This is a genomic window from Trichocoleus sp. FACHB-90 (genome assembly GCF_014695505.1).
GTDB lineage: Bacteria > Cyanobacteriota > Cyanobacteriia > Cyanobacteriales > FACHB-T130 > Funiculus > Funiculus sociatus.
The window spans coordinates 63872-76490 of record NZ_JACJOK010000046.1 but is presented as its reverse complement, the minus strand read 5'-3'; the positions used below and the strand labels follow the sequence as shown (position 1 = coordinate 76490).

Annotated in this window: 12 protein-coding genes; 5 read left to right on the top strand and 7 right to left on the bottom strand. The window is 45.2% G+C overall.

Features of this window, described 5'->3' with window-relative positions; all coding sequences use genetic code 11:
* Window positions 1-623 precede the first annotated feature (623 nt).
* From H6F74_RS30015 to H6F74_RS13320, 3 genes are all read left to right on the top strand, one after another.
* Window positions 624-2201: a 16S rRNA (cytosine(967)-C(5))-methyltransferase gene (locus H6F74_RS30015; RefSeq protein WP_242022067.1), complete on the top strand. Its 1578-nt coding sequence runs from the start codon at window positions 624-626 to the stop codon at window positions 2199-2201.
* Window positions 2202-2283: 82 nt separating this feature from the next.
* Complete coding sequence (locus tag H6F74_RS13325) at window positions 2284-2706, top strand: TerB family tellurite resistance protein (protein WP_190422569.1); 423 nt, start codon at window positions 2284-2286, stop codon at window positions 2704-2706.
* A gap of 381 nt (window positions 2707-3087) precedes the next feature.
* Complete coding sequence (locus tag H6F74_RS13320) at window positions 3088-4353, top strand: S-layer homology domain-containing protein (RefSeq protein ID WP_190441764.1); 1266 nt, start codon at window positions 3088-3090, stop codon at window positions 4351-4353.
* A 28-nt stretch (window positions 4354-4381) separates the two neighbouring features.
* Here the strand turns inward: H6F74_RS13320 and H6F74_RS13315 are convergent, their stop codons facing one another.
* Window positions 4382-5740, bottom strand: a complete 1359-nt coding sequence (locus H6F74_RS13315; protein ID WP_199301174.1) for a GAF domain-containing sensor histidine kinase — start codon at window positions 5738-5740, stop codon at window positions 4382-4384.
* Between the two features lie 448 nt (window positions 5741-6188).
* Here H6F74_RS13315 and H6F74_RS13310 point away from each other — a divergent pair, with 448 nt between their 5' ends.
* Window positions 6189-6509: a DUF3155 domain-containing protein gene (locus H6F74_RS13310; RefSeq protein WP_190441762.1), complete on the top strand. Its 321-nt coding sequence runs from the start codon at window positions 6189-6191 to the stop codon at window positions 6507-6509.
* 193 nt (window positions 6510-6702) lie between these two features.
* On the opposite strand, the gene H6F74_RS13305 is transcribed toward H6F74_RS13310, so the two are convergent.
* From H6F74_RS13305 to H6F74_RS13295, 3 genes are all read right to left on the bottom strand, one after another.
* Entirely contained in the window at window positions 6703-7239 is a 537-nt protein-coding gene (locus tag H6F74_RS13305) for a cofactor assembly of complex C subunit B (RefSeq protein ID WP_190441760.1), read from the bottom strand.
* Between the two features lie 78 nt (window positions 7240-7317).
* Window positions 7318-7674, bottom strand: coding sequence for a PadR family transcriptional regulator (locus H6F74_RS13300; protein WP_190422728.1), 357 nt, complete (start codon window positions 7672-7674; stop codon window positions 7318-7320).
* A 206-nt stretch (window positions 7675-7880) separates the two neighbouring features.
* Window positions 7881-8375: a hypothetical protein gene (locus tag H6F74_RS13295; protein WP_190441758.1), complete on the bottom strand. Its 495-nt coding sequence runs from the start codon at window positions 8373-8375 to the stop codon at window positions 7881-7883.
* 244 nt (window positions 8376-8619) lie between these two features.
* On the opposite strand from H6F74_RS13295, the gene H6F74_RS13290 reads away from it, so the two are divergent.
* Window positions 8620-9213, top strand: coding sequence for a DUF3611 family protein (locus H6F74_RS13290; protein WP_190441756.1), 594 nt, complete (start codon window positions 8620-8622; stop codon window positions 9211-9213).
* Between the two features lie 202 nt (window positions 9214-9415).
* Here the strand turns inward: H6F74_RS13290 and H6F74_RS30550 are convergent, their stop codons facing one another.
* From H6F74_RS30550 to H6F74_RS13280, 3 genes are all read right to left on the bottom strand, one after another.
* A complete protein-coding gene (locus H6F74_RS30550) occupies window positions 9416-9547 on the bottom strand; it encodes a hypothetical protein (protein ID WP_277875799.1) in 132 nt (43 codons plus the stop codon).
* A gap of 3 nt (window positions 9548-9550) precedes the next feature.
* Complete coding sequence (locus H6F74_RS13285; RefSeq protein ID WP_190441755.1) at window positions 9551-9940, bottom strand: hypothetical protein; 390 nt, start codon at window positions 9938-9940, stop codon at window positions 9551-9553.
* Between the two features lie 211 nt (window positions 9941-10151).
* Window positions 10152-12332 (bottom strand): C2 family cysteine protease, encoded by a 2181-nt coding sequence (locus H6F74_RS13280; protein WP_199301172.1) that lies wholly within the window; start codon window positions 12330-12332, stop codon window positions 10152-10154.
* Window positions 12333-12619: the final 287 nt, after the last annotated feature.

The window sequence follows — 12619 nt, the reverse complement described above, 5'->3', positions numbered from 1 at the left end:
TCATCATCTTTAAATTAGTGTCTCTATCTTGGGCAGAGGATTTAGCTTCTGGCGGTAGAGTGGGTATTGCTTTACAAATGTAGTGACTGGTGGGAAAAGCCCGCTCTACTACGTCTGTTTATTTACGCACACCTACTTAGCAAAGTGCGATCGCGTCCCATCCTCAGAATTTTCTAAATGGCATCTGCGGTATCTGCTGATTGCCCAAGGCAAAAAATTCCTTCCGCTCTGAGCGAGAGGATGTTTAGCTTTTTCTAAGCTACCACTACAGTCATAAACAATTTATAAAGTTAACAATAAGTAAGTTACTTTAAACATATTAAAAGTTTCTTTTGTATTAAATAAAAAGATAACGCGAACCGAAGATTAATTTAGTCTGGGCTTATAGTAGGGCAAAATTCTTGGGATAGATAGGGGAAAATTTTAAAATCTATTATCTACCTATTGATATGCCAACGTATTAATCCAATAGCAACTAACTTTTACATAAATTAAGCAAGAAAGCTCAATCAGGGATATGGGAGGAGCAAAGAATCTGGCTGATGACTGTTGTCAGTATCAAGAAAGTTCTCCCAAACTATGGAAGTATTAGAATGCGATCGCTAAACGTCGGTAAAAACTGAATGGAGCAAAATCCTCGCCAAATAGCATTTATCGCCCTGAGAGACGTTCACCGAGGGGCTTTCGCTGATGTGGCACTTGACCGAGTGCTGCGAAAAGCCGATCTGAGCGCTCCCGATCGACGGTTGGTGACAGAATTAGTTTATGGGAGTGTCAGAAGAGTGCGATCGCTTGACTTTCTCATCGACCGATTAGGCAAAAAAAAATCTCACCAACAACCTCCAGACCTTCGCAGCATTTTACATCTGGGCTTGTACCAACTGGCTTATCTGAGCCAGATTCCCGCTTGGGCTGCTGTCAATACCACCGTAGAACTAGCTAAAGAAAACGGATTTTCTGGACTTTCCCGTTTTGTTAATGGTTTATTGCGACAGTATATCCGTCTTATTGAGACAAATGCGATCGCGTCTTTGGAACTGCCAGAAAACCCAGTTGAACACTTAGGAATTTTACATAGCTATCCTGACTGGATTATTGAAGCTTGGTTAAACGAGTTGGGAAAGACAGAAACCGAACAACTCTGCCAATGGCTGAACCAACCCCCGACAATTGACCTCCGGATAAATACCCTTTGCACCTCAATAGAGGAAGTAGAAGCAGCAATGCAAGCTGCTGGCGTTGGTGTCAGTCGCGTTCCCCATCTACCGCAAGCTTTAAGATTGACCAACACAAAGGCGGAGGAAAGGGGGGACGCGGGGACACTGGGACTGGGGACTGGGGGCTGGGGACTGGGTGAAGAATCTTCAAGGGTTCCCAATCCCCAATCCCCAATTCCCCAATCCCAATCCCCAATCCCAAATTCCCCAATCCCCATCCCCAATTCCCCATCCCCAATTCCCCATCCCCAACCCCCAGTCCCCAATCCCCAATCCCCAGTCCCCAGCCCCCAATCCCCCAATCCAAAATCCAAAATCGAAAAGTTGCCCGGTTTCAGCGAGGGTTGGTGGACGGTGCAAGATAGTAGCGCCCAACTGGTAAGTTATCTATTAGATCCTCAACCTGGTGAAGTGGTAATTGATGCCTGTGCTGCACCGGGAGGAAAAACTACTCACATTGCAGAATTAATGGGAGACAAGGGGGCAGTGTGGGCGTGCGACAAGACTGCTTCCCGCCTCCGAAAACTCAAAGAAAACGCCGAACGGTTAGGCTTGCAGTCGATTCAAATTCAGGTTGGCGACAGCCGCAGCCTAACTCAGTTTATCAACACAGGCGATCGCGTTTTATTAGATGCTCCCTGCTCAGGACTCGGTACCCTGCACCGCCACGCCGATGCGCGTTGGCGGCAAACTCCAGACACAGTTCGGGAACTTTCGCAGCTTCAAGGGGAACTCTTAGATCAAGTAGCTACTTGGGTAAAACCTGGCGGAATGTTAGTTTATGCAACCTGCACGCTGCATCCGTTGGAAAACGAAGGTGTGATTCACGCCTTTTTAGAACGTCACCAAGAATGGCAAATTTCGCCACCCAGCCCCAATTCCCCTTTCTCAGCTTTTAGTACCCCCGCCGGGTGGATCAAAGTCTGGCCTCACCGACATCAAATGGATGGATTCTTTATGGTTCGGCTACAACAGAAACATTAATAAGCCTATATGGTAGTTGTGGTTGCGATATTCTGTTGATGCTTGATGAATTAATCTGTTAGGGGAAAGTAGAGAAAAGCCTATGGTAGCCAATTCCAGTATTAAACAGCTTGTCAAGATTCTCATCGGTGCGGCTTGGATTGATGGCAGAATACAGCCAGAAGAACGGCAATATCTCCAGCGAGTAGCCAAGGAAAAAGGCATTGCTGACGATCCAGAGCTTCAGCCGTTATTGTACGAACTCGTATCTGTAAGCCCCAGTGAGGTTTACAATTGGGTTCAGGATTATTTAGGCGATCGCCCTAACATGGAAGATTACCAGCGCCTTATCGAAGCCATCAGCGCCTTAATTTACAGCGATGGCGAGGTGGCAATTGAGGAAGCTAAACTCCTGACTCGATTACAGCTTCTAGATCCCAACAGCGAAGCGCAGAAGTCTACTCCTAGCCCTGTCCTGAAAGCGATTCAAAAACTCTACCGTCGATGGGCTGACCTTCAGGGGTAGTAAATCTCTCTTCAAGTTGAATTTCTTCATCCGAATTTTGTCAGTGAAGGCACATCTATAGATAGGTGTGCCTTTCTTGTAATACTCCTCCAGTCCGCAGGGGGAGAAGCGAGAAAATGAAGGCAAGAGCCTCCCCAGGGAACAAACTATATTACTCAACCAGAAAACGAAGATTAAGAGTTTTTCTACAACAAGCAACTATTTTACCACCCATGCGTCTTTAAGTCTTAGGGAAAGTACAACTTTCCGCTGAACCTGTATCTATTTCCCTATTTTGTCAAAAACTAAAAAAAAATGATTTGACATCAAATTTTTAGGAACCTATTAGAGAATTGCAGGTCAAAGTAAACAAAGGGACGAGAAAAACGGAGAACACTCACAATGTCTAACTTCAAGCGCATACAATCAGGAACAGCTTTATTAATGTTATTGGGAATGACATCAGGCACGGTGGCACCAATGGTGCAAACGATGATGGCACCTGCACCTGCTGTTGCTCAAACTACTGTCAGTTTTAGCGATGTATCTTCAAACTACTGGGCAAGAGATTTTATTGTAGAACTAGCAAGAAGAGATGTTATCGCAGGATTTCCTGATGGTACATTCCGCCCCAACGATCCAGTAACTCGCGCTCAGTTTGCGGCTATGGTTCGTAAAGCTTTTGATAAAGCTAACATCCGCAACGCTGTCAATTTTAGCGATGTTGCATCAAACTACTGGGCTTACAACGCAATTCGGGAATCTTACGCAATGGGATTTTTATCGGGTTATCCCGGTAATGTCTTCCGCCCTGGACAGAATATTCCTCGCGAACAAGTTCTGGTTTCTTTGGCAAATGGTTTGAACTACAGCACCGGTAATGTAGCCAGCAGTTTGCAACTTTATAACGATGCTTCTTCTATCTCTAACTATGCTCGCAACAGCATTGCTGCTGCTACAGAAAAGAGCATCGTGGTGAACTATCCTACTGTTAGGGCGCTGAATCCAACTCGGAATGCTACTCGTGCTGAGGTGGCAGCTTTCATCTACCAAGCTTTGGTTAGCGCTGGGCAAGTCACAGCAATTAATTCGCCCTATATTGTGGCGCTTAATGGCACACCAGACACACCTCCAGTAAACACAACTTTAGCTATTCCGTCTGGAACCACGATTCCAGTTAGGTACGATAAAGAAAAAATTCTCGTCACGCCTGAAGAAAGGGCGCCCCTGACGCTGACGGTGGCGGCTAATATTACTACCGCCGAAGGGACTGTGCTAATTCCTGCTGGTAGTCAGGTTGTGGGTGAATTGCAGCCTGCACCTAACAGAGGAGGCACCCGGTTTGTTGCCCAGCAGCTAATTCTGGCGAATAATCAAAGGCTACCGATAAATGCCATTTCTCAGGCAATTACCAAAACCCAAGAAGTTACTAAGGGTGCCAGCCTGAGTAATATTATCAAGGATGCTGCCTTGGGTGCGGCGGCGGCGGCGGCGGTTTCGGCGGTGACTGGTGACAAAGCGATCGCTACCGAAGAAGTTTTGGGCGGTGTTGGTATCGGCGGTTTAATCGGTCTGTTCCTTGGTCGGGACAAAGTTAGCTTGATTGCAATTGACCCGGATACTGATCTGAATCTGAGATTGCGCGAAGATTTGGTGATTAGACAGTAGGGAATGGCTAATAGGCAGAAGTTAGCAATTAGTCATTCGCAATTAGCAACCAAACAATAAATGTTGTTCCCGGTCTTGAGGTATGGGGGGAACTATCAGAAGCCCAGCTTAATACAGCTGGGCTTTTTATTTCTATTTCACCCTGCATTTGTTGGACTAAATCTCGCGCGATCGCTAACCCTAATCCACTCCCAGGTATGTCGCTTTCTGCCTGAACTCCGCGATAATGTCGCTCAAACAGATGCTCTCTATCTTGGGTTGGAATGCCGGGGCCGGTGTCGCTAATGGCGATCGCTTGAAAATTTCCTTGCGGCGAGGAACGCTGCTCTCCTGCCTGAATATAAACCTGTCCTCCGGCTGGAGTATACTTCAAGGCGTTGTCGATCAGATTGCTCAACACTTCCCGCAACGCTTTGGCATCAGCTTGCACTGGCGGCAAGTTTGGGGAAATTTTGGAGAGTAAAGTCAGATTTCTCTCAGCGGCGATCGCTTTTGCGTTAACTAAAAGCGGTGACAAAACTTCTGCTACCGAGCAAGATTCCAACGTCAGCGCTGAATCGGGAAGTAGGGACTGGGATGCAGGTAATGGGCAAGAAGCCGCAATTGGCGCCGACGCTAATGGCAGTGTATAACTTGGTTCTAGCTCTTCTTGATTCATAGCAACTGCTCGATCGAACTGCAAGAGCAATTCTTGCAAGCGATCGCTCTCACGCACGATGCTGTTAGCAACTTCCCGGTTAGCATCTCCCGGTCGCAGTCTCCTGACGAGCAATTTGCCAAACGTCCGCAAAGCGGTTAGGGGATTGCGAAATTGGTGTACAAGATCGTCTAAGAGGTCGCGCTGTTGCTCCCCAAGACGCTGTTGCTTACTTAACTGCTGCTCGAACCATTCAGAGCGTTGATCTAGAAAACAAGCGATCGCCAGCGTCCCAGCAATGCGTTCAATCGCTGCTCGTTCTCTCTCGTTCCAAGGTCTATCTTCCCGTGCTGTCAGCAAAAACCCCATCACCACACCCTCATGAATCAGGGGTAGTACGATTTGACGAGAGGAACCGCTTATAGCATGATCGGTATCGGGCGATCGCACTATACCCTCATCCGCTCCCTTCTGGGGCGTATGAGCCGACTCTTGGGCAATCATCAGCCGGGAAGCTTCTCGTAACCGAGGAATAGATTCCATCGACCCCTTAGAAGGTGCGACCAAAGCCCGCTCCGTTTCCCACGACCTCGCTGTCGGCGGGTAAGCCACAATTGGTCTTAGCTTAGCTGGGACACCATCTACCAGTTCTTCGGTCAAATACACGACGCTCAAGGCAGCACCCAGCCCTTGAGTTAACAATGCCACCTGCGATTGGCACAGAGCAACGAATTCTGAACTGGTAGGCATAAACACATTCGCCTTTGTTTCGATGTTTAACGGCTTCACCGAGTAGAATTATCCCGATCTCGCTTTCTTTCTATGATGTCGCGCCTGGGTGCAACTGGTGCAAGTGCCAAAAGGCGTGCAAATTTGTCAAGTTTTTTTAAATTTTGTTAATAAATTTATATTGTTTCCGGTATTATCCCAATTTGATAGGTGTTTCTGACAACCTAAATTTTCCCATAAACAAGGTAATTAAGCGAATTTTAGGGTTAAGCTAAAGTTTCAGGGGCGCAAGGTAGCTTATAGAGCCTCTATTACCCAGTTGCTTTTGTTTTATTTGAATCTCTAAACTTCTGTTTGATTTGTATCAGTCCATGAAAAGCAGTTGATATTTTGAACTCAAACCGATATACTTGCGACGGTTTTTGTATCTATCATTACAACTGTCAAATATAAATAGGAGGTAATGACGTTGGCTAGAAGACGTAAGCGTAAAAGTCGCCGTCGGCAGGAAGGACGGAGAATTCTAGAACACGTGCCTCAGTTTAGTATCGAAAGCGGCGAAGATAAACCGGTCACGGCTGCGAGAAGGTTTATTCAAACCGAGGGAATACTTCCACCCGCTTTGCTACTCGTAAAGCGGAACGAACACACCACAGATCGGTACTTCTGGGCAGAAAAAGGATTGTTTGGCGCTCAATATGTCGAAGAAAACCATTTTCTGTTCCCCAGTCTCAGGATAATGGACAATAGCGCCCAAGCTCCTACAGTTGCGGCTGTTCGTAGCAACTGAGACGTGGGAAGGCTGAAGGATGAAGTAAAAAGGCTCTCATGCAAAAAGCTCTCATACAAAAAAGAATTCTTCACTTTTTCCGGTCTGGTCTCTAAGATTCGGCGAAGCAAAGCTACATCCTTTATTTGGGGCGCTTTTTCCTTTTACTCTTTTTGCTCATCCTTCCCCTTTCCGACTCTTGAGTTAATATAGATTATTCAATCACAGGCTTTAATTGCAGCGCCTCTTGCAAAGCCGCCAGTTCATCACGATGGGCAGTGACAGTAATTAGGCTTTTGGTTCCAGTGGCTTCACTTGCTAAGGCTTCCACCTTGAGAGATACCTGCTCCTTGCGACCAGCTTTTTTCCAGTAAAATACTCCAGCTGCTGGCGAGAGGAGAACTAAACCAAGAAAAACTTTAGCCAGATTGGGAAAAAGCATGGCTAAAACGAGTGCTAGACACAGGAAGCCACAAAAGGCTAGCAGGCTCAGGAAAATAGCCAAAAACCAGCTAGGGCGGACAAATCCCTGAAATGTAACTTGATTTTGCGCCGCATCCACGGCAGCAACCTGATAAGCCCGATTGTCAAAATACTGCTGCAATTGAGCTAGAAGAGATTCTTCTGGTTGCTCTGTAATGAGTTGTACTTGTTGGGTTCGGTCTTTTGCAGAGGCTCGAATAAAGAAAAATAGACCAACTGCCAACAACAGTGTTAACAAAAACGTTGAGGATAAAACAGTCGTATTCACGGATTTCTAGCTTTAAGCCAATGAAAAATAGGCAATAGCCTATAGCGTATCGCCTATCGCCAATATTTGGCACTTTCTTCAGATTGCTTGTTTATCCCCCCTCATCGTATAGTCGTCCCAAAGACGGGCAAGGTCTAGAGCTTGATCCCGGCACTCTGGGCGAATTTGATACATCCGGCGCGGTCTTCCTCGCCCTTCCACTTTTTTCCAGTAACCAGTGATGGCAGCTTGGTCTTCTAGGAATTTTAGGGCGCTGTAAAGGACGGTATCAGAGAGTCGGTAGGTTGGATATTCACTCTCAAGTCGTCCGATCAGTTCTGTCCCGTAAGATTCCCCACCCAACAAGACCCAAAGGACATAACACACCGCTAGTTCCTTGTTGAGATAAGTGGGAGGAGGGTCTTGAAAAAACTGATATATATCCTCAAATTTCATGTGCATAACTCATTAAGCTCCCCAGCCAAACAATTTGGAATGGGATATGTTTCCCCAAACTAACGATGCTTTTATCAACCCGGAAAATTCACCCGTCAATCAGCGCGTTTCTCACCCTTGCACCCTTGTATGCACCCTTATAGACGTAAATAGTTCGTTGCTTTAGTGCTTTTCTCTCACAAAAAGACTGCACGATACCATTAATTTTAGACACTCAGTTCTGGGTTGACCTGCCAGAGTTCATGGGTGATTTTGCCATTTTTATCGAATTGGACTTTGTAGGAAATTGACAGCACTACAGGAGTTCCGTGGTTAGACTTGGCAGCGATCGCGATCTGGGCTTCGATTACGCGATTGGTTTGTTTGCCAAATGCCAGCTCGTCGCCAGAAAACTGTTTTTTGACAACCTGGAAGTCTTGAATGCGGTACTTTGAAAAAAATTCCTCCCAGGCTGGGTAGATCGACTGACCCTGATAAACTTCATCCAGAGCGCCATAGGATCGGATTAGAATGGCATTGTCACTGTATTGAGTGACTGTAAGCTCTGGATCTTCGGTGGCGATCGCGCGAAAGTGCTTCTGAACCACAGAAAGCGGTTTTGGAGTAAAGGCACCTTGGTAGACCACCAAACTGCACACCAAAGCAATGGCGTAAGTGGCGGAAACTAAATGCTGCCTAAGAGTCGGTTGCAGGAACTTCATAATGCTGCTTCCAATTCGATTGGGCTGCTCTTGAAAAAGGCAGGCGTTTAATCACAAAGTGATTCGGGTGCCTGCTCTTGACAGAGTGACGGCGAGGTTGACTTAAAAGTTCTCCAGAGTTTAAACATCTTTGTATTTTGTTGACTAGAGAGATTACTCTAAAACCAGAGAGCGATCGCTACTTGTTCAACACAACACCTTTTGTTTAGAGACATCCGGAATCAAGCCGCCTTAAAATCAAGCCATGCAAGAAAAGTTTGACTCTCCTCCCGTTCCTTCAGCTATACAACGGATTGCCAGTGCTTTCCGCATAACAGGCTGGATAGGCTTTTGGGTTCAGTTAGTGCTATCTGTTGTCTCCACCCTGATTTTTTTGTTTGCCATTCCATCTGCCGGACCCCGTGCTGGCGGGGGTGGTGCCAGTAATCCGGGGACTGGGGGCAGTATATTTTTTGCTGTTTGCGGCCTTTTAGTGCTTTATTTCAGCATTTATCAGGCTTTTCGATACACCCGTTTAGGCTTACAGTTAAAAGATTCTAATCCTAACCTACGCCCTAAGAAGGCAGATGCGATTAAAGTTTTAAGATTTGGATTAACCGTGAGTTTGGTAGGGCTACTGCTGGCGGTTGTAGGGGCAGAAGCGATTACTGGCACTCTACTGGCAAAGTCTCTTTCTCAGGCTCAGGGTGGTGTGGCAATCTACGATCCTCAATTTATTAATCGGCTCATTCAACCCTTGGATATCTTTGTGGTGCTGGCAAATACCCATACGATTACCGCCCACGTTGCCGGAGTTATTGTTTCTTTATGGTTGCTCAGTCGCGTTAATAAACAGTAACAGAGGGGTAGAAAGGAGGGGATTCACGACGGGCTGGGGAACAGAACAATTGCCAGTGTTTTCCTCAATCTCTAATCCCCTTCGTAAAGCACTCTACTGGCCCGATATGGTGAAACTTATATTTAAAAATCCATATTTATGCTAAAAATCTAAAACCTACAAATAACACACTTGTTTTGTACTAACTTCAGAGGGTAATTTTTCAGACTATTAATATGGAAAATATTCTTCCTGTTCCGTGAAAGATGCGATCGCGCCTCATGTATGGCAAAGGAGGATGCGATCGCATCTGTAGTGCCAAGGAGGTAGGGAAGATGCGATCGCGCTTCATCATTATTCAATGTCTCTTGATCTCAACTGGGATAGACTCAATCACCTGCACCTGATCTCCGAGTTCATAGAGGATAACAGCCTTAACTTTATCCTGTCCTGAATACCCAGTTTTATTTGCTAGATGGAAAGCATTCTCAGAGTTTTCCAAGGGACTTAAGTGAATTGGCTGCGGAGATTTACTAGCCATCTCGATACTGCCATCAGCAACGTTCTGAATTTGAATACTTTTAATAATCAGATAAGCGTCTTCTTCCTTAGTATTTTCTAGACGGATAAAGACAGAGGCGAATCCAATATCTCTATTAGCAGCAGGAGAAACTCCTACAGGAGGTCTTTTCTCCTCCCTCACTAAAAGAGTTAAGCTTTTAATTGAAATATTTGTACTCGACGACATCGCATTTTTGATAGTTGGAAATATCTGAATAATACTTGCATTTGATGCCAGCTCGTGAATACAGTCTGTGGGGCTTGTAGCTAGTACCAATAAACTTATTGTTTGCAGTATTTTGACTACCAGCATTAACTAAATATTCTGTAAGTTAGTAAAAAAAAGTGACTGATTTTAGGTTAACTTCAGCCACCTTTTTATTATCAGCCTAGTAAATTTAAGTAGTTGTATATTCCCACTCATCAAAGCTAGCTGTAATTTCGCTCCAGCTCAGCTCTACAGAACCAGGCTTATATTGACCATTACTAGGATCGGTAGCTCCATTAATTCCCCACGGATTAAACAGCGTAAACTTTTGAGTTGAGGAGTTGTAGTTGGTCAGCACATACTGATGATTAGAAACGATATTTGCAGCTACCTGCCCATCGCCTTTTGAAGATACAGCAACCAACTGACTAGCATTATAGGCATTGACCATTAAAGTGAAATCTGGGGAACCAAAAGAGGTATCGCGTCCCGAAATCTGTTCAAAGGTATACACACTAGATCCACCCGCAATTCCTTGGTATGAGTTGGTGTTATCTTGACCAATCCATCCAGACTCATTAAGCTGAGCATAAGCTTTTTCAGCAAGAGCAACCCACAACTCTGTGTTGTAATTGTCATGCCTGCCACCAATCTTAGCAAATGGCAGATTTCCACCACTGACATAGTTACTGTTGATATCAGGCAGGGTGGGCAAATACTTATCCACAGTCACATAGTCTTTTGTACCATCACTTTTAAAGAAGCGAACTGTGTAAGTATTATCACCGTTGTCAATAAACATATTCTGAATTGTGCTGGAGGAACGGAATGCCGTTGCTGCTAGACCTGCCAGCAAATAGCAATCACCAACAGCACCTTGACTTACGTCTTGATAACTAATGCCATTTTGGAATAGAGAACCACTTGCTAGGCGATAGGTGTAGGTTGTTGCTCCGTCACTGGCTATTGGGCGATCGCTTCCCAAAAACCACTTACTTATCAAATTCTCCATTTGAGTTGCACTGCTGCCAGCATACAAGTTGCCAAGACTGGTACCCTGATATGAAGCATTAGCAACGTCGCCGTTGGCAATCTTGTTAGATAAAACGCGGACATCATCTGACATCGCTAAATAGGTGGCGTTGCTGACCAGCTTTCTGAGGTCTGTAATCTCAGTGGCATCAACTACACTACCGTCCTCAGAATCTTTGAAGATGGCAATTAGATCGTTGCGGTTTAAAGAGCCATCTGTGAAACGCGATCGCGTTGCCACACGTAACCCTGCATCTTGAATATTTTGATCGAACCAGTCACCAGTAATAATGTCAGCTTCGTGATACTTACCGCCAAAGTAAGTGTCATTATTGCCACTAATTAAGTAGCCAGACTCGCTACCTAACCCACTGGTGCCGTAACCAGAATAAGGAGTGTAGTTAGTGCTATTTTCCGTGTTGTAGTAGCTGCTAACAAAGACTTGGTTCAGTTGAGAAGTGCTACTGGCGTAGTTAGTAACTCCTGTGATTTGATAGGAACCGTAGTTACCAGTCTCATTGGCAGAACTATCATTAATGTACTGATTTTGGCTATATCTGCCGTAGTTGGTGTAACCGGAACCCGTGTAGTAATCGCCGTTGCCGTAGGTATATTTGAAAGTGTAAGACTGATAGCCATTGAAATCAGCTTCGTAATACTTACCGCCAAAGTAAGTGTCGCTGTTGCCACTAAATAAGTAGCCATACTCGCTACCTAACCCAGTGGTGCCGTAACCAGAATAAGGAGTGTAGTTAGTGCTATTTTCCGTGTTGTAGTAGCTGCTAACAAAGACTTGGTTCAGTTGAGAAGTGCTACCATTGTAGTTAGTAACTCCAGTGATTTGATAGGAACCGTAGTTACCAGTCTCATTAACTGAACTATCATTAATGTACTGATTTTGGCTATATCTGCGGTAACTGCTGTAACCGGAACCAGTGTAGTAATCGCCGTTGCCGTAGGTATATTTGAAAGTGTAAGATTGATAGCCAGTAGGGACAGCAGAAACCCCAAGAGTGTAGTTAGTGCTTGCTCTTCTGGTAGCTGGGTAAACACGAATGTAGTAGTCGCCCCCATCCAACGTAGCTTGAATTGATTCTGCTGTCCTACGAGTATTGACTGAACTCTGCAAAACTTGACCGCTACTATTGAGCAGTAGCACATTAGCATTCGCGGTCATTCCACTGAGGGAAAGATTGAAGCTGCTACGACCGTTGAGAGTGAAGCGGTAGTAATCATTCTTATCTAAGGAACCAACATAGTCTGAGGATGTCTGAGTGCTGGGAGTGATGTTCAAACCCCTGGCTGTCCCTAAACTGTTTCCGGCATAGTCAACTGGCATAAATACCTTCTTTCTACTCTGTTGAGATTGCTAATCTGAACTTTTCCTAGAGTCTAGGAAAGAGAGTGAGGTTAGCTTGAGTACCATGCTCAAAAAGCCTTACTCTTTGTTAGTTCTTTACTCATTAGCCACAGAAAATCTGAGAATGAGCAGCACGATATAACCCTTGTTAAGTAAAGGGTTTCAGGACTGTACGTAAAAATTCAGATGTTTCAGAACTGCTTCAATTGTGGTACTTTTGCTCAACAAAAAGGTTCCGAGAAACTGCTTAACTTTATATCAAATAA